At 62.2% G+C, this 23653-nt stretch carries 29 protein-coding genes; 18 read left to right on the top strand and 11 right to left on the bottom strand.

Annotated elements, in window-relative coordinates:
- Positions 1–15: 15 nt before the first annotated feature.
- The 3 genes from XH91_RS27750 to XH91_RS27740 all read left to right on the top strand — a co-directional run bounded on the left by XH91_RS27750 (position 16) and on the right by XH91_RS27740 (position 3430).
- Positions 16–1107, top strand: coding sequence for a protein-glutamate methylesterase/protein-glutamine glutaminase (locus tag XH91_RS27750; RefSeq protein ID WP_128953538.1), 1092 nt, complete (start codon positions 16–18; stop codon positions 1105–1107).
- Between the two features lie 5 nt (positions 1108–1112).
- A complete protein-coding gene (locus tag XH91_RS27745) occupies positions 1113–2834 on the top strand; it encodes a methyl-accepting chemotaxis domain-containing protein (RefSeq protein ID WP_128953537.1) in 1722 nt (573 codons plus the stop codon).
- 149 nt (positions 2835–2983) lie between these two features.
- Positions 2984–3430: a hypothetical protein gene (locus XH91_RS27740; RefSeq protein WP_128953536.1), complete on the top strand. Its 447-nt coding sequence runs from the start codon at positions 2984–2986 to the stop codon at positions 3428–3430.
- A 275-nt stretch (positions 3431–3705) separates the two neighbouring features.
- Here XH91_RS27740 and galE read toward each other — a convergent pair whose 3' ends face one another.
- A complete protein-coding gene (galE, locus tag XH91_RS27735) occupies positions 3706–4692 on the bottom strand; it encodes a UDP-glucose 4-epimerase GalE (protein WP_128953535.1) in 987 nt (328 codons plus the stop codon).
- 300 nt (positions 4693–4992) lie between these two features.
- Here galE and XH91_RS27730 point away from each other — a divergent pair, with 300 nt between their 5' ends.
- Positions 4993–5274, top strand: a complete 282-nt coding sequence (locus XH91_RS27730; protein ID WP_128953534.1) for a hypothetical protein — start codon at positions 4993–4995, stop codon at positions 5272–5274.
- Between the two features lie 149 nt (positions 5275–5423).
- Positions 5424–5870 (top strand): CHRD domain-containing protein, encoded by a 447-nt coding sequence (locus tag XH91_RS27725; RefSeq protein WP_128953533.1) that lies wholly within the window; start codon positions 5424–5426, stop codon positions 5868–5870.
- Positions 5871–5922: 52 nt separating this feature from the next.
- Here XH91_RS27725 and XH91_RS27720 read toward each other — a convergent pair whose 3' ends face one another.
- The 3 genes from XH91_RS27720 to XH91_RS39025 form a co-directional block, all read right to left on the bottom strand.
- Positions 5923–6288: a VanZ family protein gene (locus XH91_RS27720; protein ID WP_128953532.1), complete on the bottom strand. Its 366-nt coding sequence runs from the start codon at positions 6286–6288 to the stop codon at positions 5923–5925.
- Between the two features lie 160 nt (positions 6289–6448).
- Positions 6449–8032, bottom strand: coding sequence for an EAL domain-containing protein (locus XH91_RS27715; RefSeq protein WP_128953531.1), 1584 nt, complete (start codon positions 8030–8032; stop codon positions 6449–6451).
- A 527-nt stretch (positions 8033–8559) separates the two neighbouring features.
- Positions 8560–8730 carry a hypothetical protein gene (locus XH91_RS39025; RefSeq protein ID WP_164934085.1) on the bottom strand — a complete coding sequence of 57 codons (171 nt, stop codon included), beginning with the start codon at positions 8728–8730 and terminating at the stop codon, positions 8560–8562.
- A gap of 141 nt (positions 8731–8871) precedes the next feature.
- On the opposite strand from XH91_RS39025, the gene XH91_RS39510 reads away from it, so the two are divergent.
- Complete coding sequence (locus XH91_RS39510; RefSeq protein ID WP_128953530.1) at positions 8872–9060, top strand: hypothetical protein; 189 nt, start codon at positions 8872–8874, stop codon at positions 9058–9060.
- Between the two features lie 45 nt (positions 9061–9105).
- Entirely contained in the window at positions 9106–9423 is a 318-nt protein-coding gene (locus XH91_RS39505; RefSeq protein WP_128953529.1) for an NUDIX domain-containing protein, read from the top strand.
- Here XH91_RS39505 and XH91_RS39020 read toward each other — a convergent pair.
- A complete protein-coding gene (locus tag XH91_RS39020; protein WP_164934084.1) occupies positions 9420–9593 on the bottom strand; it encodes a hypothetical protein in 174 nt (57 codons plus the stop codon). The genes XH91_RS39505 and XH91_RS39020 overlap by 4 nt on opposite strands.
- Before the next feature lie 926 nt (positions 9594–10519).
- On the opposite strand from XH91_RS39020, the gene XH91_RS27700 reads away from it, so the two are divergent.
- From XH91_RS27700 to XH91_RS27690, 3 genes are all read left to right on the top strand, one after another.
- Positions 10520–10801 (top strand): hypothetical protein, encoded by a 282-nt coding sequence (locus XH91_RS27700; protein ID WP_128953528.1) that lies wholly within the window; start codon positions 10520–10522, stop codon positions 10799–10801.
- 51 nt (positions 10802–10852) lie between these two features.
- A complete protein-coding gene (locus XH91_RS27695; protein WP_128953527.1) occupies positions 10853–11269 on the top strand; it encodes a hypothetical protein in 417 nt (138 codons plus the stop codon).
- Between the two features lie 94 nt (positions 11270–11363).
- Complete coding sequence (locus tag XH91_RS27690; protein WP_245477237.1) at positions 11364–11651, top strand: hypothetical protein; 288 nt, start codon at positions 11364–11366, stop codon at positions 11649–11651.
- Between the two features lie 29 nt (positions 11652–11680).
- Here the strand turns inward: XH91_RS27690 and XH91_RS27685 are convergent, their stop codons facing one another.
- Positions 11681–12892: a hypothetical protein gene (locus tag XH91_RS27685; protein WP_128955021.1), complete on the bottom strand. Its 1212-nt coding sequence runs from the start codon at positions 12890–12892 to the stop codon at positions 11681–11683.
- A 207-nt stretch (positions 12893–13099) separates the two neighbouring features.
- Between XH91_RS27685 and XH91_RS27680 the strand changes: the two genes are divergently transcribed.
- The 3 genes from XH91_RS27680 to XH91_RS27670 all read left to right on the top strand — a co-directional run bounded on the left by XH91_RS27680 (position 13100) and on the right by XH91_RS27670 (position 14252).
- Entirely contained in the window at positions 13100–13336 is a 237-nt protein-coding gene (locus XH91_RS27680) for a hypothetical protein (protein WP_245477235.1), read from the top strand.
- Between the two features lie 74 nt (positions 13337–13410).
- Positions 13411–13650 (top strand): hypothetical protein, encoded by a 240-nt coding sequence (locus XH91_RS27675; RefSeq protein WP_128953525.1) that lies wholly within the window; start codon positions 13411–13413, stop codon positions 13648–13650.
- A gap of 152 nt (positions 13651–13802) precedes the next feature.
- Entirely contained in the window at positions 13803–14252 is a 450-nt protein-coding gene (locus XH91_RS27670) for a hypothetical protein (RefSeq protein WP_245477234.1), read from the top strand.
- A gap of 30 nt (positions 14253–14282) precedes the next feature.
- Here the strand turns inward: XH91_RS27670 and XH91_RS27665 are convergent, their stop codons facing one another.
- Entirely contained in the window at positions 14283–14945 is a 663-nt protein-coding gene (locus XH91_RS27665; RefSeq protein WP_128953524.1) for a BRCT domain-containing protein, read from the bottom strand.
- A gap of 69 nt (positions 14946–15014) precedes the next feature.
- Positions 15015–15752: a metallophosphoesterase family protein gene (locus XH91_RS27660; protein WP_128955019.1), complete on the bottom strand. Its 738-nt coding sequence runs from the start codon at positions 15750–15752 to the stop codon at positions 15015–15017.
- 192 nt (positions 15753–15944) lie between these two features.
- Here XH91_RS27660 and XH91_RS27655 point away from each other — a divergent pair, with 192 nt between their 5' ends.
- Positions 15945–16574, top strand: coding sequence for a transglutaminase-like cysteine peptidase (locus tag XH91_RS27655; RefSeq protein ID WP_128953523.1), 630 nt, complete (start codon positions 15945–15947; stop codon positions 16572–16574).
- A gap of 13 nt (positions 16575–16587) precedes the next feature.
- Here the strand turns inward: XH91_RS27655 and XH91_RS27650 are convergent, their stop codons facing one another.
- The 3 genes from XH91_RS27650 to XH91_RS27640 form a co-directional block, all read right to left on the bottom strand.
- On the bottom strand, positions 16588–17850 hold the full coding sequence (locus XH91_RS27650) for a hypothetical protein (RefSeq protein ID WP_128953522.1): 1263 nt from the start codon (positions 17848–17850) through the stop codon (positions 16588–16590).
- Between the two features lie 152 nt (positions 17851–18002).
- Complete coding sequence (locus tag XH91_RS27645; protein WP_128953521.1) at positions 18003–18278, bottom strand: hypothetical protein; 276 nt, start codon at positions 18276–18278, stop codon at positions 18003–18005.
- 75 nt (positions 18279–18353) lie between these two features.
- Positions 18354–18905: a hypothetical protein gene (locus tag XH91_RS27640; RefSeq protein ID WP_245477232.1), complete on the bottom strand. Its 552-nt coding sequence runs from the start codon at positions 18903–18905 to the stop codon at positions 18354–18356.
- 260 nt (positions 18906–19165) lie between these two features.
- On the opposite strand from XH91_RS27640, the gene XH91_RS27635 reads away from it, so the two are divergent.
- The 4 genes from XH91_RS27635 to XH91_RS27620 all read left to right on the top strand — a co-directional run bounded on the left by XH91_RS27635 (position 19166) and on the right by XH91_RS27620 (position 23411).
- The gene (locus tag XH91_RS27635; protein WP_128955017.1) at positions 19166–20368 is read left to right on the top strand and encodes a polysaccharide biosynthesis/export family protein; all 1203 of its coding nucleotides are present in this window, start codon (positions 19166–19168) and stop codon (positions 20366–20368) included.
- A gap of 189 nt (positions 20369–20557) precedes the next feature.
- Positions 20558–21139 (top strand): hypothetical protein, encoded by a 582-nt coding sequence (locus XH91_RS27630; protein WP_128953520.1) that lies wholly within the window; start codon positions 20558–20560, stop codon positions 21137–21139.
- A 45-nt stretch (positions 21140–21184) separates the two neighbouring features.
- Positions 21185–22660: an O-antigen ligase family protein gene (locus tag XH91_RS27625; protein ID WP_128953519.1), complete on the top strand. Its 1476-nt coding sequence runs from the start codon at positions 21185–21187 to the stop codon at positions 22658–22660.
- 169 nt (positions 22661–22829) lie between these two features.
- The gene (locus XH91_RS27620) at positions 22830–23411 is read left to right on the top strand and encodes a hypothetical protein (protein WP_245477231.1); all 582 of its coding nucleotides are present in this window, start codon (positions 22830–22832) and stop codon (positions 23409–23411) included.
- Positions 23412–23653: the final 242 nt, after the last annotated feature.

Genomic DNA, 23653 nt, shown 5'->3' with positions numbered 1-23653 from the left:
GGAGCGCGTTGCAACATGCCAAGGGAGAAAGTTCGCGTCCTGATCGTGGATGATTCGGCGTCGGTGCGCCAAATCCTCCAGACGATCCTGAACGAAGATCCCGATATCGAGGTGATGGCGACGGCGTCCGATCCGTTCGTTGCGGCACGGCGCCTCCAGGACGAGATCCCCGACGTCATGATCCTCGACCTCGAGATGCCGCGCATGGACGGCATGACGTTCCTGCGCAAGATCATGGCGCAGCGTCCGATCCCGGTGATCATCTGCTCCTCGCTGACGGAGGAGGGCTCGCACGTGATGTTCGAGGCGTTCGAGGCCGGCGCCGTCGACATCGTGCCCAAGCCGAAGGTCGACACGCGTCAGGCGCTGCTCGAATGCTCGACGCGCTTGCGTGAATCCGTGAAGTCGGCGGCGCGGGCACGCGTGCGGCCGCGCACGGAACGGCGGGTGATCGAGAAGAAGCTCACGGCTGACGCCATCATCCCGCCGCCGGTGCAGAGCAAGGTCCGGCCGACGACCGAGCGCATCGTCTGCATCGGAGCCTCGACGGGCGGAACTGAAGCGCTCAACGACGTCCTCGAGATGTTGCCGGCGAACTGTCCTCCCATTCTCGTCGTCCAGCACATGCCGGCGGGCTTCACGGCCGCGTTCGCACGGCGTCTCGACAGCATCTGCCAGATCCGCGTCAAGGAGGCGGAGGATCGCGAGCCGGTATTGCCTGGCTGCGCCTACATTGCTCCGGGTGCCCGCCACATGCTGCTCCAGCGCATCGGGCTGCGTTACCAGGTCGCGATCAAGGACGGGCCCCCGGTGTCGCGGCATCGCCCCTCGGTCGACGTGTTGTTTCGCTCGGCCGCCCAGCATGCCGGCGCCAACGCGCTCGGCGTCATCATGACCGGCATGGGCGACGACGGCGCGCGCGGCATGCTGGAGATGCGCAAGCTCGGCGCCTCGACACGGGCGCAGGATGAAGAAAGCTGCGTGGTGTTCGGCATGCCCAAGGAGGCCATCGCCCACGGCGGCGTCGAGAAAGTGGTTTCGCTGAACCATATCCCGCGCGAGATCATGCAGTGGTATCAGGCCGGGCACCCGGCAGCGGCGGGTTGATGGCGATGACTGCCGTTCCGGCCGGACATTTGACGGATGCGATTGCCGCGGTCGAGGGCGTCTCGTCGCGCATCGAGGACGTGTTTTCAGGCGTCGGTCATGACCTCGGTCGCGGTCACATCATCTTCAAGGAGCTGAATCAGGGGCTGGGGTCTCTCTCCGGAGAGCTCTCCGGCGCCGAGATCGAAGGCGCGGCGACCGCATTGCAGGAGATCGCGGCGCGGCTGAGCGAGCTGGCGCGGGCGCTGCCGGCCGAGAGCGCGCTGCTCGCGATGATCGGCAAGAGCACGACGGAAGCGTCCGCTCTGCTGAAGCCGCTGTTCAAGCATATCCAGATGATCACCATCATCGCGCGCAGCGCCCGGATCGAGGCGGCGTCGCTCGATGGCGATCGCGAGGGTTTTCTGGCTTTCACGCAGGAGGCCTACGATCTGGGCAAGGCCGTGCAGGGCTCGATCGAGGGCTGCGCGCGGGACCAGCAGCGGTTGTCGGAGGCCGTCGTCACCGCATCCATCAGGCAGAAGGAATTCGAGAAGAGCTACGGTGACCAGCTGGTCGCGGAGAGTGCCGAGCTTGGTGCAGCCTATTCCGGCCTGCGCGAGCAGCGCAGCAAGAGCAGCCATCTCGCCGATCTCTCCAGCGGCAGCACGCGGAAGATCGCCGACGCCGTCGGCAGCGCGATCATATCGTTGCAGGCCGGCGACAGCACGCGGCAGCGCCTCGAACATGTCTGTCACGGCTTGCGCTTGTCGTCCGGCTCGGAGCCGAGCCTCGTCCCCACGCCCGTCGCCAGCGAAGACGGCGCCCATGCGATCCGCCGGTTGCAGGCGGCTCAGCTCAGGGACGCGCAACGCGAGTTCGGCGGCGACATCAGTGAGATCATCCGGGCGCTGTCCGCGATCCTGAATGATGCCGGTGGTGTCGTCAATCACGGCCGTTCGCTGTTCGGCGCCGAGAACGGATCCTCCTCCTCGTTCCTCGCCCGCATCAAGCAGACGCTGGCCCATGCCTCGACCCTGATTGCGACCTGCGAGAGCGCGGGTCGTTCGGTCGACGAGGCACTGGCGGTCGTCGAGGAGACGCTGGCCAAATTCCGCCAGGCCATCGCAGGTCTCGCCGAAGCCACGGTCGACATCACGCTGATCGGCATGAACGCGGGCCTCAAGGCAAGCCATCTCGGCAGCCGCGGCAGCGCCTTCGTCGTCATCGCCAACGAGCTCAAGGCGACCGCCGATCAGGTCTCGGCAGGCGCCGGACGCCTGCGACCGATCCTCGACGGCATCGAGCAGTCGGCCAACGAGTTGAAGGAGCTCCGCGTCCAGGGCGATCCCACCCAGCTCGCCAAGCTCGAACCGCAGATACTTCAGGCGCTGCGCGAGGTCGAAGCCGGCAACGAACGGCTCGGCAGATTGATGACCCGTCTCGTCGACGAAGGCGCCGAGTTCGAAGGCCTGATGAATTCGGCGCAAGGCCTGATGAACTCGCTCGGGGAGAGCTCGGCGACACTACCTTCCGTCGCCGCGCGCCTCGAGAGCGCCAGCGCGGGCACGCATCGGCCGCAGCGGCAGGACGAGGCGCTGCTCGACGATCTCTTTGCTCGCTACACGATGGAGCGCGAGCGCGACGTTCACCGGGACTTTTTGCAAGCCCTTGGGCTGTCGTCGAGCGCGGCCAGCCGCCGGGTCGAAACGGTCGAGCCTGCGGATGACGGCATAGAATTGTTTTGAGCTTGCTGCCGTCGCGGCGCAGGCCGCGCCGGCAATTTTAGGAACTGGCTTTGCAGGGCGTTAACCGTGGCGGAACGCGCGCCATATCGGTCATTGTCGCGCCCCAGAGTTGCCAGCAAATACGTCTGAATTTTACGACGGATATTGTCATGCTGAGAGACGGCAAATACGCTGCCTGGTTCAGGACCCCGCGTGGCCAGGGCACGGGCCTTGTCGATCTGACCGAGGGGCGAATCTCCGGCAGCGACAGCTTCTTCACCTATGGCGGTTCCTATCAGGTCGACCAGCGACGTTTCACGGCTGTCCTGACCGTGAAGCGCCATACCGAGGGCAATCCGAGCGTGTTTGGTCCTGACGAAGTCGAAGCCACTCTCTCGGGCGATTGCAGCGGCGCGGTCGCGACGTGCTGGGGCACGGCGCGCGAGGCGCCGGACGTCAGGTTCGAGTGCACCTTGATCTACAGCCAGGAAGACACCGTGGCCACTGAGGCCAAATGCGCGGTCGTGAAGCTCAATGCCGACAAATTGCCCAAGGCGCTCGACAGCCGGTCTCGGCCGCGCCGTCCGCCCGCTCCATTCGGATCGGCGCGCGATTAAAGCATGATGAAACTAGGTTTGGTCGGCGGTCGTGGTTCACCTCTCCCCAGCGGGGAGAGGTCGGATTGCGCAGCAATCCGGGTGAGGGGCCGCGGCGCACAGTGAGACTGTAACCCCTCACCCGGATCGCATCTTACGATGCGATCCGACCTCTCCCTGCGGGAGAGGTGATCGAGTTCTTGGCGCTCATCGATTGATCCCAGTGCTATCGCGCTTTGGCGGTCAGGTCGGCTTTAGCCTCTTCAGCGCATACAGGTCATCAACAAGTGTCGCGCTCATTTGAGCGGATGCGCCTTCTGGTGCCAGGCCCAGGCGGTGCGGATCACGGTCGGCAGGTCGGAATGGCGCGGCACGAAGTCCAGCACCTTTCGCGCAGCGGAAGGATCGGCCACGAGATAGGTCGGATCGCCGGCGCGGCGCGGCTTGACGGTATGAGGGACCTCGCGTCCGGTCTCTTGCCTGATGGCGTTCAAGATCTCGCGCACCGAGAAGCCCGAGCCGGTGCCGAGATTGAAGCTGCCGCCGGCATGTCCTACTTCCAGCAGCTTCAATGCCGCGACATGTGCCGCGGCGAGATCGGTGACGTGGATGTAGTCGCGGATCGCGGTGCCGTCGGGCGTGTCGTAATCGTCGCCGAACACGGCGAACTCGACATGGCCCTGCAACGCCATCATGGCGCGCGGAATGAGATGGGTCTCGTTGTCACGCAATTCGCCGATGCCGCCGGCCGCATCGGCGCCGCTGGCATTGAAATAGCGCAGGCAGAACGCGCCGAAACCGTAAGCCGCACGATAGTCGGCCAGCATGCGCTCGATCATCCATTTCGAGGCGCCGTAGGGATTGATCGGTGCACAGGGGAAATCCTCGGACAGCGCCTTGGAATCGGCGTTGCCATAGACCGCGCCGGTCGAGGAGAAGACGATGCGGCGGCAGCCCGCGTTGCGCATCGCCTGGAGCAGCGACAGCGTGCCCTGGACGTTGTTGATGTAGTATTTCTGCGGGTCGGTCATGGACTCGCCGACGAGGCTCGCCGCCGCAAAATGCATCACGGCCGTCACCTTGTGGTCGGCAAAGGCGCGCGCCAGCGTCGCGCTGTCGAGCAGATCGCCCGTCACCAGGTCTCCGGCGACGAAGCTGCGATGTCCCGTTGTGAGATTGTCATAGACGACAGGCCGATAGCCGGCAGCCGCGAGGGCGCGGCAAGCGTGCGAGCCAATGTAGCCAGCGCCTCCCGTGACGAGGATGGTCGGTCGGTCAGTCATGTCCTTTTATCCCACCACAGTTCAACGCCCATCCAGGCTGAGGCCGCCAGCAGCAAGTCCACGCAAAGCACAGGGAGCGCCATCGTCGACCGGGTTCGTTATATCGAGTTTGACGATCCTGAAAAGCTGCAAGCCTTCGAGGTTCCGCCATCGCTCCCTTTGGCTGCGCAAGAAAACCGCGCCTGATTCAGCTTCAATTGACCATCGTGCAGCGAAAATGTCGCCAGGTTGCGCCCTCGGCAACCATACTTTTAGAGCTGAAATTTAGGCTAAGGTCGATAACAAGCGACGGACAGGGACATGCCTCAAATCTGGATGACATATGACGAGCTCGCGACGCTGTGCGAATGCAGCAGCAGCGAAGCGAGATTGCGGGCCATCCACCTGTCGCTCGACCGCCGCAAGAGTCGCGACGGGGCAACCCGCGTCAAACTGGATCTGGCGCTGACGGCCAGATTTTTTGCCTCCATCCGTGAGTCGGATTTTGACCTCGACAGCGCCATCGCGGCGCTCCAGGCCACGCACCGGCAGATGGCGGAACTGCTGACGCCGAATGAGGTCCACAGGCGCGGGGTGGCCTAATCGCTGTGCACCTCTTTGGATTGGACCGGCCTGGCTCCGAGATTCCCGCGATAGTTGCCTCGAATCAGGCATAAATCCACGTCCGGAATTTTCCGGCCGGGGCCGGTGTTTCAACCGAGTTGGGCCAAAGAGCCCGCAGGAGGGGTGCCATGAGGAAAGCCAATCATTGGGTCTGCGTCGGAGCGTTGGGAGCGGCGGCCTTGGGAGGACTGCTGATCATGACAGCTGCTCCCGCAAAAGCTGAGGTCGTGAAGCTGCAGGCCGATCTCAAGGGCACCAACGAGGTGCCTCCGAACAATTCGGCCGGGTCGGGCAAGGCAGAGGCAAGCTACGACACCCAGACGAAGACGCTGACCTATTCGATCACCTTTACCGGCCTGTCGGGTCCCGCGTTGGGGGCACATTTCCATGGGCCCAGTGAAGCCGGCAAGAACGCCGGCATCGCCCTGCCGTTCAAGACGGTGCAGAGCCCCATTCAGGGCACCGCGACACTCACCGACACCCAGGCGACGGATCTGCTCGCCGGAAAATGGTACGCGAACATTCACACGGCTGCGAACCCCGGTGGCGAGCTGCGCGGTCAGATGGCGAAGTAGGGGCGCTATCTTGGCGCGTTGACGGCCTCGCTTGTGCGAGGTCGTGCCCACGTCAGGACGGCGGACGGGGAAGGAAAGCCAGGATGGTCTGGGCAAGGATGACCCCTACGGTGCCTCCCGCTGCCTTTTGCAGAACGTCCAGCACACCGGGATCGCGATCCGGTGTCAGAGCCTGAAGCACCTCCAGCCCCATTGCGACGGCCACGACAAGCAAGCATGCGGAGATGAAGCGGCCCGGCAGCAGGAAGGAGAGAAGAAATCCCAGCAGGCCATAGGCGCTGAAGCGCTCGATGACGACGACCCAATACGCCTCGGCGTGACCCATGAGCGCGGGCCGCCCCGCCAGCCGCGCCAAGGTGGCGTAGGCGATGAGGGCGAGGCAGATTGCTGAGGCTGCCATGAGGTGATTTCGGCGCATGGCGGCATCATAGCCGGTCGACCTGAGGGCCGCTCTCAAAAGCGGAAAATATCGTTAAAGTCGCACATCGCCGATGCCGCGTTCATGAATAGTGGTTCGCACCGGGACGCATCTGTGCGGCGCGTCGAGCGCGTGTCCGAATTCGAACCAGCAGCGTCGGTCAAGCCACCAGCGCAGCACCGTTGGCCTGAGCCTCCGCGGCATGACGCGGCGCCATCAATTGGCTGAACTTCGCAAAGGGGAGCGGCGCGGCGACGAGATATCCCTGCCCGGTCTCGACACCGGAGGCGACCAGGGCGTGGAGTTGTTCTTCCGTCTCGATTCCTTCCGCAACGACCGTCATTCGAAAGTCCTTGGCGAGTGCGACCAGCATCTCGACGATCGTCGTGGTCGATGCATCCACGGTGATCGTGTCGACGAAGAATTTGTCGATCTTGATCGTGTTGGCGCCCAAACCCTTCAGTCGCGACAGTCCGCTGTGGCCGACCCCGACGTCGTCGATGGCAACGCGGAAGCCATATTCGCGCAGCTCGGTCACGACGGCAGCCGCGCGCGCGAGATCGTCGAGCTCGTCGCGTTCGGTCACCTCGACCACGATCTGCCGTGTCGCAACTTTTGCCGTCAAGACGGTACGTCGAAGCGTTTCGACGAAGCCGGCGCTGAGGAGATGCTTGGGGACGACGTTGAGGGAAAGCTTGAAATCCTTGTCTGCTTTCAGCAACGGCCGGAGGTCTGACAATGCCGATTTCAGGATCTGCCAGGTCATGGCCTGGATGCGGCCGCTGGACTCGGCGAGCGGAATGAAATTCATCGGCGGGATGACGGAGCCGTCGTCGCGCACCCAGTGCGCCAGGACCTCGCAGCCTCTGATCTCTCTCGTCCTGAGATCGAAGATGGGTTGATAGTACGGCTTGAATTCGCCTGCAGTCAGGGCGCGATCGAGATCGGCGACCGGGCCCTCGGTGCGGCGGCTTCGCGCCAGCAGGACCCCGAAGAGGGCGCCAAGCCCGGCGGCAACGGCAAGCGCCGGCCAATAGGCTTCGTTATTCCACGCCGAGAGCACGGCGCCGTCGACCTCGATGGTCGTGTGAAGAGGATAACGGTCGGAGGACCTGTCGAAGCGCTTCGCATTGCGCCGTGGCCGGTCGGCATCGAGCTGGAACTCACCAAGCTTCTCTCCATTGCTCAAGGAGAGGACCACCTCACTGTGTCCGCGCAGTTCGGACGGCATGATGTCAAACAGGCTCGCGTTGATGCCGACGATGGCGACCAGTGCGGTGCTGCTGTTGATATCCCTGAGAACGCCAAGCGCGTCGCCGCCGAATTGCTGAACGCGGAACAATGAAAGTTTCCCGTCGCGCGAGGCGAGCATGTCCCGCCGCTCGACCCATCCCTTGTCGAATTCCAGCGTTTCGGAATAGGCCGAGCAGATCACCGAACCGTCGGGATTGACGACGCGGACGTCCTTGATGGCCGAGCGCTGGTAGACATGAAGGCGGATGGCCTGGAGCGTCGCCGGCTCGCAGTTCACGGCGTCACGCTTGCCGAGTTCGACCAGACTTGCGGCCGCGAACTCGACCGCAAATTCGGAACGGCGCAGAACGACCTCAGTCAATTCGTCGAGCTGGCGGGCCTGCTGGTGGCGAATGAAGCTCTCGGCCCCAAGGTGTCCAGCCAGGCCGAACACGACCGTGCTCGCAAGCACGAGCGCCGCAAAAGCGAAGGTCGGTCGCTGTAGTCTCATCTTGCCCGCGCGGAAGTTGAGGAGGCTTAACCATCGATCCTAGTCTGGACGCGCTAAGATAGGGTTTAATGGCGCCAGCGAAGCGGGGGATGGGAGGTTGCCTATTTGGTAGGCGGCCTCGTTCTGAGGCGGACGACGGTCAGCGGTGGGGAGCTGCCGGGGGCGCTCAGCCCGGCTACCGCCGGGCCGCTCGATGTCGCCATGGTCGAATGTCAGAGGGGGATCCATGATGAGGTGGCTGATCGGCACGACCGGGGCGTTAACAGTGGTTTTGGTGGCTGTGGTGGCTGGGGATGCCGGAGTTTCGGCACAGGGAACCAAGGATCGAGGCTCCGGCACCCAGTCCGGTTCGACGATCCGCAGCGGGGGCAGCACGAACTCCAGCCCCGACAGCATGGGGGGCGCGTTCAAAGGCACGGGCATGCCCACCTATGGAACCAGTCCGGGAATGGGTTCGCCCAAGAAGCGGCGGCCCTAGGACGCCGAGATCGCGGGGAAATCTGATGGGCGCGCGAGCCCTCGAGCCTCTATCGCTGCATTTGGCGGTGCAGGGGAACGATCTCGGGGTGATAAGGGGTCATGCAGCCGTTCAGGTTCTTTGCGCCATGCGGGGATCGCGTCGCTCGCAATCTCAACACGACGAAGGCGATGTTGAAGGCCACCCAGATCAGCATGACGGAGATGGCAAGATGCAGCACGGCCTGACCTCGCTAGGACATCTGAGTCAAACCCCGGCATGCCGTCTATGTTCCCCGCGGACAGGGCGGAAGTCAGTCAAATCGCTTCGTGCCCGCCGCCATGGCAGCATGAGCTGCGTCAGCCAAGGAGACCTCTCGCGGATGGTCCGGGACCTGCCTAAAATTCTGAAGGTCGAACGCACGACAGTTTCGCCCTGGCTCGAGGTCATCGCTCGGGAGGTGAGTTTCTCACGCGAGGCTGCCGCGGAGACCTATTACGCAATCGCGCAGCCCGACTACGTGGCCGTGCTGGCCATGACGACCGACTCGCAGATACTTCTGGTGCGCTAATATCGGCCGGCGATCGAGCGCTTCTCGCTGGAGTTGCCCGCAGGAATGGTCGACCCGGGCGAAGATCCGCAAATGACAGCCGCGCGTGAACTTCTGGAAGAGACCGGCTATCCCACTGTGAGCATCGAGCGCATCGGCCTGTCCGCGACCTGCTCCAGCCGGATCAGCAATGCGACTCATTCGTTCTTCGTCAGGACTGGCGATCGCAAGCCTGGCTTTGTCGAAGAGCCCGGTATCGAGGTCGTTCCGGTCTCGCAGAGCGAGCTTCGCCGAATGGTTCTATCGGGTGAATTTGGCGAACAGACCCATTTGGGTGTGTTGGCACAGGCCTCCGCAAGAGGACTGCTTTGTTTCGAAGATTAGCTCTTCTTCCCCGGCTTCGACTTCAAGGACAAACCAAGCCGCATCGCCATGCGCTTGATCGCGTCAGGCGAGCGCCCGAGCTGCTTCGCTGCTTCTTCCAGCGACGTCGAGGACTTGGCCAGCTCCATGAGCCGGCGGTCCTCTTTGAACGACCAGGGCTTCCGCGCCATTTCAGAAACATTCCTCTTCGCATCGACACAACGACAAAGCCGCCAAGCGGACCCATGTTCGCTCGACGGCTTTGCTTGGGTGGGGCCGGGCCTTGGGGAAGCCCGGTGCGGTCTTGGATATGCGATCGGGAAAAGCGCGCAACAAACAACCCGAATTAAGCTAACTGGGAAACCTTACCTCGATGAATTCAGCGCAAAACGCTCCGTACAACCACGGGAGTTCCCTCGATCGCGGTCGATCCGCGCGTGCTGGTCTCCGCGATCGGGAATGTTCACGAGGTCGCGCCGCGCCGCCGCGTCGTCCGGAATTCGGGAAAACAGACGGCGCTCGCTGAGCTCCGGTGGCCGTGTGTGAAGCGCGCCGCTTGACCGCCGCGCGATCAATCCTCAAGCAACACGTTGCACAAACTTCATCGTCGTCTGACAAAAGTTTCAGCGGCGGCGATCTTGAAGTCGTCACGTCTGCACGATGAAATGTGATGGGAGGAGCGTTCCGACAACGCAGGAACATTCCAATGACAGCAATTCTGGTTTTGGCATCGATTTTTGCGGCAGGTTTTGGCTGCGGCTATGGCGTACGAGCATGGCGCTCACGCAGGCGGTCGGCGCGCTATCGGCTCTATGCGCCCTATAATCCGGCTTCAATCGCCGCCGGCCGAAGCCCTCCTTCGTAAACCACGCTCGGTTAGGTTAATTCACCGCTCTCATTGAGGGCGTCGGAATAGGAGTTTAGAGCTTACGAGCCTGTTGCGAGATTTGAAGACGTCTGGAATTGCGAGGCGTGCGTAAGGAATCGTAGATGGCGTATCTCATTGCGTTGCTGGGCCTGGTTGCTGGCGCAGTCTCATTGATTGCCTTTGTGTGCATTTATAGTCGACGGTTCGAAGGCCTCTCCGGCCCCTGGATCCTTGGCGGGGGCCGCCGCAATGATTGAGCAGAAGCGCCATGCGCCGCGGCGATACTTCGTCGACGCGCAGGGGCATCGCGTTCTGATCGGCCTGTCGTCGGACGAAACCGCGGAATTTGAGGCGCTGGATCTGTCGTCGATCGAAGGTAGCGTGCCGCAGGCCACCGGTGACATCGGCGACGGCGTCGTGGCTGACAACGAGGTGAGGTGGCTCGAACTCTACCTCAAGCATGAGGGGGCTTGGCGGACCTGGATCACGGAAAGTCGAGCCGAGCAGGCGCCGACTTTCAAACTTTATTAACTGTATTTGACCGATGGTGGCGGCTTCAAATCCGAACGTGGGATGGCCCAGATGTTCCAGCTGTTCCTGAGGGCGCGCGCGCACAATCTTCTCAGCTCCCGGCGTGAGGACAAGGGCTTCAAGGCCCGCTCGGTCGAGCGCGACGCCGAGACGGACCGCGTCCGGATCGATGCGATCATGACAGCGCTCGATACCGCCCTGCAGGAGGCGGAAAGAGAGCAGGCAGGCCTCAATCGACGTGTTGATGACGCGCTCGCCCGCGCCTCCGTCACCTTTGGCAACGGGACAGACGAATATCTGGAGCGCGAGCCGCTGGACAATCACCATCAGGACCTCTTTGCTGCCGATATTTCCAACGGCCAACGCAGGCTCAAGGAGCTCGCGAGCACGATTTCGCACCTGAAATTCGTCAAGGCGGCAATGCTGACGCGTTTCCCAGATTTCAAGCCGCCTCAGCTCAACAGCTAGTCCGAAGCGACGACGCGGCAATTCAGTGTTGCTTTGCCGTTGGGCGTTTCGGCCGTCTTTGATATGGTCCCGTCACGCCGCGTGGATCAAAGGAGTGAGCAAGGTGCCCGTCAGAAATACGCCAAGGTTGCTGGGACTAGCATGTCTGTTCGCGGTGGCTGCTCCCGTGACGGCGTCGGCCGTTACCGCCGAAGTGGCACGCACATGCAACACGGCGGTCGCGAAAGCTTTTCCTCCAAAGCAAGTCGGCAATCCGGCCGCCGGCAGCGCCAAGGGGTCTGCGAAGGAGCAGCGGGACTATTTCAACAAATGCGTCGCGAACGACGGCAAGGTTGACGACGCGCCGGCCGATGCGCCCAAAGACAGCAAAGCCAAGAATTAGGCAGGCTACGCGACAAGCCGGTTAGTGCCTCAACGAGGGGGCGGGCAGGGAGAATAGAACGCCCCGTTCGTCGCGTTGATGCGCTCCACGCATTGATCGGGATCGGTGACGGTGCCGGCCACCGTGAAATCGTAGCCCATGCCCTTGACCACGACGACGTAACGACCGGGGGCTAACGTGAAGCCGTCCTGCTCGGGCTGGAGCAACAGCATTCTTGGCTGGTCCTCAACGGGCCCCACCTTGTAGGGGTGGGACATGCTGCGGATGACCCAGGAGTCGCCCGCGCTGACCATCGCGGCTTTCCCCGTGGCATCGACGCCCATCGCGCGGGAGACTTTGGCGACCACCCGGACCTCGGTCACGCTCGTATCCATCCCGCCATCCGGGCGGAATACGATGAACCTGACATCCCCGCTCGTCAGCGTGGTCGCGCTCGGCGTATTGATCGCCGCCGAGATCGCAACGCGCCGGTCCGGGATCTTTCCGGGCACCGATTTGAGCTCCTGGAGTTGGCCCTCGCTCAAGGCGTAGACCCCGAACGTTGTCGGCAACGGCATCGAGGGTTGCGCCGGCGGCGCCTGTTCTTTTTGGCCATCCGGCGCCCGTTCCGCAGTTTCGCTCTGGGGTGGGGCCGGCGGCGCCGCTTGCTGAGGCTGAGCATCCCCCGACGCAGGCTGTCGCGCTGCGAACTGCGACAGTGCGGCGAACTGTGTTTTCAACCGCGGCCAATAGGCCACTCCGATTGCAACGGCCGCGATCAGCAAGAGCAGGACGGCCAATCGAATGACGGATGTGAAGGCGCCGCTTCGTTTGGGACGATCTGGGGACTTGGACGGTGCGACAGGACGGCGCGGTGGTTCTGCCGGCTGAGGGGCGGACGCTACGGTCGAAACAGCGGGCGCCGCCGGAATCGGCGGCGGGGAGGGGAATGCGACAGACGGAGCAACGGCAGGGGGTGCTTCCGGGACCTTTTGCGCCGTTGCTGCGACGCTGCGTTTGAAGGAACGCTCGACCTCCTCGATTGCGCGTTCGAGGATTTGCAGGAGGTCACGGGATTCCCGCGCATCAGCGTGGGTGAATTGCTCGAGCAGCTTGACGCGGGCCAGCTCGTAGACGATGTCCCGCACCTGCTTGGGATCGGCGGAGGTCTCTCGGATGCGATCCGACAGAAGCCGGACAAACCCGGCCTTGATCTCTCGCGTGTTCGGAGCGTTGGCCGCAGTGTTGCCGGGGTCGGTCATCAAGGTCGATCAAGTAACCCGACTGAGGCTGTTTCGCTAGGCTTTTCCACCTCAAGCCGGCCTTTGTGAGAGCGGCCTCCTCATGGTCAAGCTTGCGAGAGCCCTTCTTCAGGCCGCCTGCCGCCTTAAGGCGCTTGCTTTTGGGCCAAAACCTGTGACATTCCGGCAAGCTCCTCATTCAGGTGTTTGATCATGCGCAGCGGTTTCATGGCACTCATGTTTGTGGCCCTCCTGGTGCAGCCTTGCTTTGCCCAAGGGGTCAAGGATAAGGCCAATCTGACCAGCACCAGCATCGTCACCACGACCACCACCAAGAAGACCCAGACCACCGAGGCCTCTCGCCCCACTGCGATCAGGAATCTGGCGCCGGGCACTCTGCCCAGCGGAACGGCGGCCCAGGGCGTTTGGAGAGATGGCAAGCTCGTTGCCGTGCCGCGGCAGTAGGACCCCGAGGAACCGTGAAGCGCCGTGAAGGAACGGTGATCGCCTCCCTGACGTTCTTGATCGGGAGATATCGCATGCAACGTCTAGCTTTGATCGCGGTCGCGCTGTTCGTGCCCGCCGCCGCGTGGGCCCAGGGGGTCAACGATCCCTCGACACCCAATCATAATGTGACGATCGTCAATCCGTCGCAGCCATCGCCGACCACGGCGACGCCGAATATTCCGAGTACGATTCAGCCGCCGATCACCAGAGGCGGACGGGCCCAGCCTTATGTCGGCAACAGGACGCGAACCAGCGGCTCGAGCCGACGTTAGTCTCGGGAGGATGCCATACTGCTCCTGTTTTGCCCGACGGGTCAAGTCAATTTCGGAAAAGAAGCAGCTTCTCGACCCCGGGTGTTGCCGCTACTGTGCATGGGGTTGTTTTTCGATTTTTGATTTTGTGATCCGTCCCTGGAGACATCACGGTGCATCCCGCTCGGCGTCATCTGTTGCTCAATCGCGGCCCGCTGCGTGGCGTCCTGCTTGCCACCATCCTCGGGACGTCGGGCGGTCTCGGCGCTTGGCTGGTCGACGCGACGCCTTGCCTGGCGCAAGACGAGCCGGGACCGACCATCAACGATTATCTTCCGCCCAGCGATCCGGAGCCGACGCGCGATCAATGGCGGCAGCGGATCGACGAGGCCAGGCAACGCGCCAAGGAAGCCTCGCGCGAGCGCCGCGAGCATCCCGAACTCTACAAGCCTGTTCCGGAAGATCCTGATCTCGTTGCGACCGAGCGTCTCCTCAATGACGATAGTCTGCAGCGGGGCGACATCGTCACCACGAAAAAAGGCATGTTCGTCTACCAGGGCAGATCGGACCAGCCGCGTCGCGAGCAGGACTTCGTGCCGGTCGCCCCGAAACCGGGACGCTGAGGGGCGGCGAGCGGATCATCCGCGCCGGTGTCAGTACCGAAGCAGGATGTCCTTGAATTTGGGATCGATCATTTGTGCCGATTCCATCAGGAGCGATTTGCCCTGAGGGGTCGCCTGCACATAAGCGGCAATCAGAAGAGGGGCGTAACGCGCGCGGTTGGCGAGCGCCGAGCGGATGTCGGATTGCGCGAGCAGCCTGATCTCGTCGTCGGCCGCAGCGACGCTCGATGTCACCGTTTGAACGCGCGAAAAGGCAACGTCAACGGGCACTGCCCCGGTCAGATAGGACATCTTCAATGCGGGCGTTGTCGGCTCCCCCACTTGGGCCTTGAGCGTACTCAGCGTGAGCCACAATGCGGGACGGATCGGCGAGACCTTCAGCGCGGACGTGACGGCATCCTGGGCCGCCTTGTTCTCTTCGGTTCTCTTGGTCGTATCTGACGCCGGGCGGTGAAGGACGCTCGCAGCCTTCGCTGAGGCATCATTCGCAAGCAAGTCGCCGTCGAAGGAGAAGCGGGTTGCGAGCCGGGCGTTGGTCGGATTGACGTCGTCGGGCGGAACTACGCCCGAGAATAGATCCCCCGCGCGAAAGTCCGGCCGCACCAGATCGCTGAAGAAGGCCAGGCCCGCATAGAGCGCCAGGACAAGCGCGGTGCAGATTCCGATGATACGAAGCGGGAGAATGCGGTTCACAATCGAATCCGAAAAATCAGGTGATGCCGAAAGGCTGAACCAGCAGCACGGCAACCATTATTGGCATTGTTAGATTGCGAGCAGACTATCGCCCTGGATGGTCAGCAGCGTCAAGTTGCCGGTCGCGTAGGCACCGGTGTCGATATTGATGCGGTTCGGCCGGATGTCGGGGGTGCTGACCGGTGTATGACCGTGCACGACATATTTGCCGAAACGCCGCTCGGATTCGAGAAATTCCTCGCGGATCCACAGCAGATCCTCGTCCTTTTGGCGATCCAGCGCGATCCCCGGCTTGACGCCGGCGTGGACGAAGAAGAAGTCTCCGCATGTGAACGACGAGGGCAATTGCTGAAGGAAGGCGAGGTGCTCGGGCGGGATCGCGCGGTTCAACGCTTCGATCAGCTCGGTCTGTTGTTCGGCCGTAGGGTTCATCGTCGGCGTGATACCGTAGGATACCAGCGTCAGAAGTCCGCCGTAGTGGCGCCACTCCTGCAGACGTGCGGGATCCTTCAGAACCTCGAGCAGGAAGACTTCGTGGTTGCCCTTCAGGCACACCGTCTCGTGTGTTTTCGACCGCTCGATCAACAGATCAATCACGCCGCGTGAATCCGGACCGCGATCGACATAGTCACCGAGAAAGACCTGGATCGCGCGCCCGGGATTGGACTTGGCAAGGTCGGCGTCGATGACGGTTAACAGCGACTGAAGCAGATCCGCGCGACCATGGACGTCTCCGATCGCATAGATCCTGACGCCGTCGGGAAGCCGCGGCTTGATCTTCTTGCGTAAGCGTGTGGAAAGGCCCATCAGGTCGGTCAAATCGCCTCTTAACGTCGCGAGCGGACGCTGGAACGCTCTTAGCAGAACAAGTCACGGATCGGTATTCTTAATTGTTTCCGACGGAAACACCCGCGTTTTGATTAAAGGATCGCGCGGCCTTTGAGCCGTATTTCAAGACGTCTCGCGTAGCGTCTCCCCAACAAGAATGGGGAGCGCGACATGCGCAAAGTTGTAAAGTTCCTGGCGGCCGTGGCCGCCGTTGCGGTGGCTGCAGGGGTGCAGCACAGCGCGAAGGCCGCCTTCGTTGGCGCGCCATTGGCGCTGCGGGGCGCCATCCAGCACATCAAGTTCGACCAGCCGACGCTGGCGCCGATGGCGTTCACGATCTTTTGCCTGAAGTACAAGGGCGAGTGTAAGCCGACGAGGCAGCGCATCGTGTTCAGGGGCGGTCGTCTGAAGCTTACGCCGGAGCGTCTGGCGCTGCTCGAAGAGGTCAACCGGGACGTCAATGCCTCGATCCGCCCCGAGCCGAACCTGGAAGGGCTGCGCGGCGAGAAATGGCTGCTGCATCCTGCGAGCGGCGACTGCAACGACTACGCTGTGACAAAACGTCACGACCTCATCGCCAAGGGCTTGCCGGCGCGCTCGGTGCTGCTCAGCGAGGTCGTCGTGCCCTGGGGTGAACATCATCTGGTGGTCGTGGTGCGCACCACGGCCGGCGACCTGGTGCTCGACAACTTGACCGGTCATATCTTGCCGTGGTCGAAAAAATCCTATCGCTGGGTCCGGATCCAGACGCCGAAGAACCCATATTACTGGGCCTCGCTGAGCGGCGATCGCGACGCCTGACGGATCGTGCTGCCTATCGTGAGCTGACGCTCTGCGACAGCCCGAGTCCCACGATCACTGAAAAGCACAGGATTGCTGCCGGACGCAGCAATCCTGGACCCGCGAGGCTCTGAACCAGCGCAAACAACAGACAAGCTGCGGCGGCCGTTGGAAAGAACGAGTCGCGCCCGCGCTGCAAGGCGCCGAAGAACAAGCGGGTTAAGGCCAGCACGCACGCAGCTCCAGCGACAGCAAGACCAATCCATCCCATGTCGGCGAAGATGGCTGTTGCCGTCGAGGGAGCCAACAGGGCCTCACTTGCATCGCTCTGATAGATCCTTGCCACGGCCGAAAAAGTCCCGGCCCCCGCACCGAACCATCGCGTGTCCGCCAACATTCGCTCCAGCGCGGCCTTGGTTTCAGCCCCGACGTCGGGGGCGAGGCGCAGAAGCGCAAGCCCGGGGCTTTGTTCGAACAGGAATGTCAGGACGATCGCCGCTCCAACCAGTCCGGCCAAAGCCAGGGCGCCCGCGGCCAAGGGCGACAGGTCCAGTCTGCGGATCACCAGGACCAACAGGATCAACACAATGCCGAAGCCGGCTGCGATCGCGCTATTGGCGCTGGAGAAGCCGAAGATCGCAAGCGCGCTGACCAATGCGCCGAGGAGGCCGCAGACCCCGATCGCGATGGAGCGCGGCAGCGAGTGACGCGTCTCGGCGCGCTCGGCGGCAAGCTGCATGACGGCCATATTGAGCATGATGCCGAAGCCCGCCATGGTGGTCGCGAGATCAGCGGGCGTCGCGGCCATCAATCCGGGCGAGAGGCGATGAAGGTCCATGGCCAGAGCCGCGACGGCGGTCGTTCCGCTCAGCACGAACAGCACCAATTCGGCGCGGCTGCGATCGCGGACCACCACCATCGTCACCCCGAGCAGCGAGACCGCGACAACGGCTTGCAGCAACGCATTCAGCGTTAGGCCAATGTCGGCCGTGATGAATCCTAACGGCAGGCCGCCAAGGGCATCATGGGTGCTGGCCCAGATCGGATGCGCCACCCCCAACCCGACGGGCGCGAGCTGGAGGGCAATGCCGAGCGGGATGGCGACCAGAATCCATCGGCCCCACGATGTGGCGCGCAGATAGTGCTCGAAGTCGGCCTTCTGCGCGCTTGCGGCTGTGGCCAATAGGCCCAGCGCCGCAGCCATCATCCCGAGCTGCGCACCAAACTTGGCACCGGCAATTTCGAGAACGGAAGCGGAAACAACGGCAATGATGAGAGCAAAATAAGCGAGGGACAAACGGCGCGCTCGACGAGGAATCCTGAACCTGTCAGGTCACCATACAAGCCGCTGGTCCGTTTTGAAACAGAGGTTCTCGCTCCTGCGAACAGCTTCGCGTCAAACCTTTCGCGAGCTCGCAAGAGGTTTATTGCAGCGACTGATCGAGGAGATCAGCGCGCAGCCTTGACCGGTCGGGCAAACACGCGCGCGGCCCGGGCGGCGGCAAGAGCGAAGCGAGCGCCGGAGCCGAAGAGATAGCCGGCCTGCAGAGCAATCGCTGCGAACACCGCAGCCTTGAGACCTTCGAGGAAGCCGAGGCTGGTCATCAGGCCGACCGGGAGCACCGTCAGCACCAGGAAGAAGGTCACCGGCAGCAGCACCAGGACGCGAAAGCGTTGGCCCAGGACGGCGCCAGCGAGAAAGCTGAAGATCAAAAGCTCGGTCATCCGAAACACCCCCGTGCTCCGGACCTTAGGTTCCCCACCCTAAAAGGACCCTTAAGTGCTATGGCTAAATTTGGCCTATTGGCTGCAATTGGCCACCAGCGAATTGTAGGCCTCGCGGAGACCCGTCAGGCTCACCACGCCCTTGATTTCGCTGTCGCTTTCCTTGACCGCGACAGCCAGCGACGGGGTCGTCTGCCACTTCCCCGCAGCAAAAGCCGAGACCTCGTCAGGCAAAAGGACCGCGGCGCCAGCGGCAGCCATGCTGGCCTCGACCGTCAGCGTCCCGCCATTGCTCGCGGCGATCGTGACCTGGGGGTGGCTCCGGGGCGGGAAGGGCCGGATCAGGGCCACCAGCACATCGACCTTCCCCTTGGGCGCGCATCGGACGATCAGGCCGGCAAAGTCCGGGTCGGATTGGCTGGTGTCGGCCGTCTTGGTGATGGCGGCAAAGCTCTCGCCCTCCTTGGGCCCTTGCGTCCGGCTGAACTTCCAGACCGAGGAGGACAGGGAGCTGGACGAGGCGGGGCCGGCGACCGGAACGACCGGAGCGCCCCGGGTGCCCGAGCCAACCGGCGCCGGCCCGAGAAGAGATCCCGCCATGAGCGCGACAAGGATGGGAATAGGCACGCGGAAAAGCTCCTTGGGATGCGGCCGACCCTACCAGAAGCATGCGCGTTCCGAGAAGCCTCGCCCTTCAGTTGAGCGCCGTGCACGCAGATCAAGCACACGAAATACAACAAATAGTCACAAAGGGTTAACCCAGCCCCTAAAGAGTGGCTCGCACGCAACAGTAGCGGACTCATTGGGCGTTGCCCGCCCTGGAACCCTTGCCGCACCGCCCACGCCGCCGTACCAATTTCAGGTAATTGGGGACGATCGGGCGATTCATGCAATCTCTTGCCAAGACCTACGTATTGAAGCTGGCGTTTCTGGCGGTCGCTTTGGCGCTCGGAGATTGCTCGACGAATCCTGGCTCAGGCCCTCTGGTCGACGACGTTAACAATCACGTCCAGACCGAGAACGCCCCGGCCTATGAGCTGGTGCCGCTCAACCCTGCCACCGTTAATATCCTGCACACCCATGAGCCCAAGGGGCTTGCGGGTGCGTTCACGGACAAGCGGCCGCCGGCCAGCATCGTGTTCGGGATCGGCGACGTGGTCAGCGTTACCATCTTCGAAGCGGCCGCAGGCGGTCTGTTCATCCCGGCGGAAGCCGGAGTCCGTCCGGGTAACTTCGTTACGATTCCAGATCAGGCTGTCGACAACGACGGCTTCATCACGGTGCCCTATGCCGGCCAGGTTAAGGCTGCCGGCCTCACGGCGGTCGCGATTCAACGAGCGATTGTCGAGAAGATCGCTAATCGAGCGATTGAGCCGCAGGTCGTCGTTGCGATGTCGTCGCAGCGGACGCAGCTCATCAGCGTGCTGGGTGAAGTTAATGCGCCGGCACGCTACCCTGCGAGCGCGGCTGGTGCGAAGGACAAGGTTCTGGACGCGATCACCCGCGCCGGCGGCATCAAGGGCCAGGGCTTCGAGACCTGGGTTATGCTGGAGCGTGGCGGACGGCGGGCAACCGTGCCGTTCGAAAACCTCGTGATGACGCCCGAGAACAACATCTATGTTCGCCCGGATGACAGCATCTATGTCTACCGCGAACAGCAGAAGTTCCTGGCGTTCGGTGCCAGTGGTCAGAGCGGCGAGTTCAACTTTGACGCCTGGCGAATCAACCTTGCAGAGGGTGTCGGCAAGGCTGGTGGTCTTCTGGACGGTCAGGCCGAGCCGGCTGGCGTGTTCCTCTATCGCCGCGAGCCGCGTGATGTTGCCGCCCAACTCGGTATCGACGTCAACAAGTACACCACCGAGACCATCCCTGTTATCTTCAGCATAAACCTGCGCGATCCCGGCGGCTTCTTCCTCGCTACCAAGGTCATGATGAAGAACCAGGACATCATCTACGTCTCGAACTCGCGCAACGTCGAAGTTGCTAAGTTCCTGACCTACCTGCGTGTGATCATGGCGACCGGATCGGATGCGGTGAATCTCTCCAACGATGCCCTGATCTTCCGCAACAACATCAAACTGGCGCCGTAAGGTCCGCCTAACTGAGCCGACCAAAGGATGGCACCGGGGCTTTGTCCTGGTGCCATCTTTGTTTCGGTGGCTCGTTCGCTAGAAAATCGAGAGCCTGATCGAGTTTTGAGAGATCAGGATTTGGATCAAGGCGCCACCGAGCAAGGGTGTGCCAGTCATCGGTCACCCCGCAGGATCGCAAGGGGCATCATGCGCTTTCGAGCTTTCGCGTCTTTTCTGGCACTCATCCCGTTCGCGGCAGGGGGTGCCTTATGCGGCAGGGCCTTCGGCGCTGCTGGCGAGCTCGGCGTGCGTCACCGGATCGACGTGGTAGTCTCGGCGGAGCCCGACTCGCCGATTTTCCAGCACCTCAAAGCCGCCAAAGGGCAGCTTACATTCACGGTCCGGCTGTCGGCCAATTCCAAGGAGAGCAAGTTCTTCGGAATGCTGCACCCCTCTTTCCCTGAGATCACCGTTCCCGACGGCTCCGCCAAGCCATTAGTCCAGCAGACCAAGCTGTGGGAGGAGCAGGTCTGTCACCAGCGGCGCGGCCTGCCCAAAGTTACCGTCACCCAGCTCAGCGGCCGTTTTGGCGAGGGGGAGGGGCGGGTCGAGGTCAACGCCATCATCAGGCATATTGGGCTATTGGTCCCACCCGATGAATTAACCCCTGGAATAAAACTCGCGCAGGGAAGCGATAATCTTGGTTTATTCTATGCCTTCCGGGCGCAGACCCGGAACAGCCGCCTGAATGTGGATCTGAAGATTTATCCGATCGATTGCGCCCTCTGAGAGCTCAATCAACTAACGCTAAAGCAAGGCCGCCGAAGAACGACGATGCGCCACTGGCTTCCCAATATCCGCTGGTCGTGGAGTCTTCCCTCGGTCTTCATTCTGTACTTCGTGGTGGCTTTTGCGCCGTTTCCGTTCGGCTCGACGAATGATTTGTCGATTGCGTTCTGGTGTCTGTGTCTCGGCATTGCGATGATCTTCGCGCCAACGCGCGATCTGCGAAAGCCGCATTTATGGATGATCGCCGGCATCGGCCTGATCGTCGCCGGCTATGCGTTCGTCCTGCATGAACAGCTGTCAGATCATCCCTGGATTGCACCGTTCCAGCCGATCTGGAAGCAAGCGTCGGACCTTTTGGGTGTGCCAATCGCTCCGTCGGCGTCCATTGTGAAGAATGAAGCGTTCTTTGCGCTGGGCGCACCGCTCGCCAACATTCTGGCAATTCTCCTCGGGATCACCGTCGGCAGCGATCGTGAACGCGCGCGCCGCATCCTTTGGGTGATTGCGATCTCTGGCGCGCTCTACGCGCTCTATGGTGTGCTATCGTTCCTGATCGAGCCCACAATGATCTTGTGGAGGGATAAGCAATTCTATCTCGGCAGCGTCACCGGCACCTTTATCAACCGCAACACAGCGGCGGCGTATTTCGGTTCTTGCGCCGTGATCTGGACCCTCTTGATCCTCGAAGATATTCGTCGCCGTCTTCCTGAGCGTCACATCGAGTGGCGGCGTCTATCGCTCGATCTGCGGGCAATCCCCCTGAAAGAGATTTCACCGCAGCTCGCCGCACTTCTGATCTGCCTGATGGCGATGTTCATGACGACCTCGCGGGCCGGCGTCGGCCTGTCGCTGCTCGCGATGATCATCGCGACAACTGTTTTCCTCAGGAGGGATTTACCGCCGCGCACCGGGATCCTTATTGCCCTCGGATCAGGCGTTGCTGTTGCGCTGGGTCTGCTCCAGCTGCTCGGCGGCCAGGTCTCGAGCCGCTTCGACAGCCAGGGTCTGGTCGACGAGGGCCGCGTGGAAGCCTGGAAGTCCACGCTTCGGATCATTGCAGATAATCCGTGGTTCGGCACCGGGATGGGTACGTTTCAATGGGCGTTCCCGCCTTATCGGAGCCCCAACATCTCGATCAGCGGGGTTTGGGATCGCGCTCATTCCACGCCGCTCGAGCTCGCCTCAGATGTCGGCATCCCCTTGGCGCTTTTAGTCGCAGTCGGTTGGGCGGCTATGCTCGGTATTCTCGCTAACGGCGTGTTCGGCCGGCGAAGAGATCTCGTCATACCCTTGGCGGCCGCCGCCACCGCGACGCTCTCCCTGCTGCATTCCTGTTTGGATTTTACGCTACAAATTCCCGGCTATTCCATTCCATTCTTTGCGCTTTTCGGAGTTGGATTGGCGCAGTCATTCCGAACCAGCGAGGTGCATCAGCGCCGCCAAAGTGACATCACGAACACGTCCGAGATCAGCACCGGAACGGAGCTCCGCGGCTTGTCGATGGGCGTCAGAAATTCATAAAAGTGTCTAGATCTGAAGCAGTTGGCCCGTTTACGAAGTCTTTAGATTAAGTGGACGGTTCCTTAGTCTTCGGGTATTTTCCTGCATAGCACCAGCCATTTTGCCCAAGCTAGGGGTAGGTAACTGATTTCGGAGGTATTTTATGAGCGTTATTAAGATCGCGCTTCGCATGGCTGCGGCCGCGGCCCTCGCCGCGATGATTTCGACGACCGCAGGCGCCGCTATCTATCCGCCTCAGCGCCAGTTGCCGGCCCAGGTCATTTCCGACTTCAAGACCTCGCCGCAGAGCCTGTTGCAGCAGTATCCGAACGGCGGCCAGCAGATGATTGTGCGCGTGACCGATCTCGGAGCGTCTGATCCCACGACGGTGCCCGGCTTGATCGCACTTCTCAAAGATCCCGCGACGACAAAGGACCAGATGAAGGCCATTGTTGGCGGTCTTGCTTTGGTCGCTCGAATGGCTGCGCAGACCGACCAAGCTTTCGGCACCGAAATTCAGAATGCGATCGCTGGCACCCAGAACGCCGACGTAATCGCTGCGTATCAGGCAGCAACCGGCGATGCGGCGATCGCGGCGACCGGCGGTGGCGCTGGCGGCGGTGGTTCGGGCACGGGCGGGGCCACTGGAAGTGGGGGGGCTACCGGTGGGACCAGCGGGACGGCTGTGACATTCGGCGGGACGCCTCACACAAATACAGCGGCAAGTTTTTCGGGATCAGTTAGCTCAACGTCGTCAAGTGTGAGCCCTTAATCTCGAGCGTCGTTTCCGAGCGAGCTGTCGTTGGGATCAATTGTTCGGTCGCGCTTTGGTGAGGGGAGGCATTCTGATAATCTTGTAGCTTCAATGAGCGCGGTAGAGCGATCCAACGCGGCTTAGCTGATGCGCGCATTGTCGCAGACTGCTGGTCTTTGCGAACTCGGTCCGAGCCGCGCGTTAACGACGGTCCAGCGATTTTCCTTCGGCTCTTTGTTCGAGGTGCCAGCGGAAGTCAC

It is taken from the genome of Bradyrhizobium guangzhouense (assembly GCF_004114955.1).
Classification (GTDB): domain Bacteria; phylum Pseudomonadota; class Alphaproteobacteria; order Rhizobiales; family Xanthobacteraceae; genus Bradyrhizobium; species Bradyrhizobium guangzhouense.
Note: the sequence above shows the minus strand (reverse complement) of the source record. Positions and strands in the feature narration are given on the sequence as shown.

Excerpts from the sequence above, each read along its gene's own strand:
- XH91_RS27750 (WP_128953538.1), top strand. The coding sequence starts at position 16 with ATGCCAAGGGAGAAAGTTCGCGTCCTGATCGTGGATGATTCGGCGTCG.
- XH91_RS27745 (WP_128953537.1), top strand. The coding sequence starts at position 1,113 with ATGACTGCCGTTCCGGCCGGACATTTGACGGATGCGATTGCCGCGGTC.
- XH91_RS27740 (WP_128953536.1), top strand. The coding sequence starts at position 2,984 with ATGCTGAGAGACGGCAAATACGCTGCCTGGTTCAGGACCCCGCGTGGC.
- galE (WP_128953535.1), bottom strand. The coding sequence starts at position 4,692 with ATGACTGACCGACCGACCATCCTCGTCACGGGAGGCGCTGGCTACATT.
- XH91_RS27730 (WP_128953534.1), top strand. The coding sequence starts at position 4,993 with ATGCCTCAAATCTGGATGACATATGACGAGCTCGCGACGCTGTGCGAA.
- XH91_RS27725 (WP_128953533.1), top strand. The coding sequence starts at position 5,424 with ATGAGGAAAGCCAATCATTGGGTCTGCGTCGGAGCGTTGGGAGCGGCG.
- XH91_RS27720 (WP_128953532.1), bottom strand. The coding sequence starts at position 6,288 with ATGCGCCGAAATCACCTCATGGCAGCCTCAGCAATCTGCCTCGCCCTC.
- XH91_RS27715 (WP_128953531.1), bottom strand. The coding sequence starts at position 8,032 with ATGAGACTACAGCGACCGACCTTCGCTTTTGCGGCGCTCGTGCTTGCG.
- XH91_RS39510 (WP_128953530.1), top strand. The coding sequence starts at position 8,872 with ATGGTCCGGGACCTGCCTAAAATTCTGAAGGTCGAACGCACGACAGTT.
- XH91_RS39505 (WP_128953529.1), top strand. The coding sequence starts at position 9,106 with ATGGTCGACCCGGGCGAAGATCCGCAAATGACAGCCGCGCGTGAACTT.
- XH91_RS39020 (WP_164934084.1), bottom strand. The coding sequence starts at position 9,593 with ATGGCGCGGAAGCCCTGGTCGTTCAAAGAGGACCGCCGGCTCATGGAG.
- XH91_RS27700 (WP_128953528.1), top strand. The coding sequence starts at position 10,520 with ATGATTGAGCAGAAGCGCCATGCGCCGCGGCGATACTTCGTCGACGCG.
- XH91_RS27695 (WP_128953527.1), top strand. The coding sequence starts at position 10,853 with ATGTTCCAGCTGTTCCTGAGGGCGCGCGCGCACAATCTTCTCAGCTCC.
- XH91_RS27685 (WP_128955021.1), bottom strand. The coding sequence starts at position 12,892 with ATGACCGACCCCGGCAACACTGCGGCCAACGCTCCGAACACGCGAGAG.
- XH91_RS27680 (WP_245477235.1), top strand. The coding sequence starts at position 13,100 with ATGGCACTCATGTTTGTGGCCCTCCTGGTGCAGCCTTGCTTTGCCCAA.
- XH91_RS27675 (WP_128953525.1), top strand. The coding sequence starts at position 13,411 with ATGCAACGTCTAGCTTTGATCGCGGTCGCGCTGTTCGTGCCCGCCGCC.
- XH91_RS27660 (WP_128955019.1), bottom strand. The coding sequence starts at position 15,752 with ATGGGCCTTTCCACACGCTTACGCAAGAAGATCAAGCCGCGGCTTCCC.
- XH91_RS27655 (WP_128953523.1), top strand. The coding sequence starts at position 15,945 with ATGCGCAAAGTTGTAAAGTTCCTGGCGGCCGTGGCCGCCGTTGCGGTG.
- XH91_RS27645 (WP_128953521.1), bottom strand. The coding sequence starts at position 18,278 with ATGACCGAGCTTTTGATCTTCAGCTTTCTCGCTGGCGCCGTCCTGGGC.
- XH91_RS27635 (WP_128955017.1), top strand. The coding sequence starts at position 19,166 with ATGCAATCTCTTGCCAAGACCTACGTATTGAAGCTGGCGTTTCTGGCG.
- XH91_RS27630 (WP_128953520.1), top strand. The coding sequence starts at position 20,558 with ATGCGCTTTCGAGCTTTCGCGTCTTTTCTGGCACTCATCCCGTTCGCG.
- XH91_RS27625 (WP_128953519.1), top strand. The coding sequence starts at position 21,185 with ATGCGCCACTGGCTTCCCAATATCCGCTGGTCGTGGAGTCTTCCCTCG.
- XH91_RS27620 (WP_245477231.1), top strand. The coding sequence starts at position 22,830 with ATGGCTGCGGCCGCGGCCCTCGCCGCGATGATTTCGACGACCGCAGGC.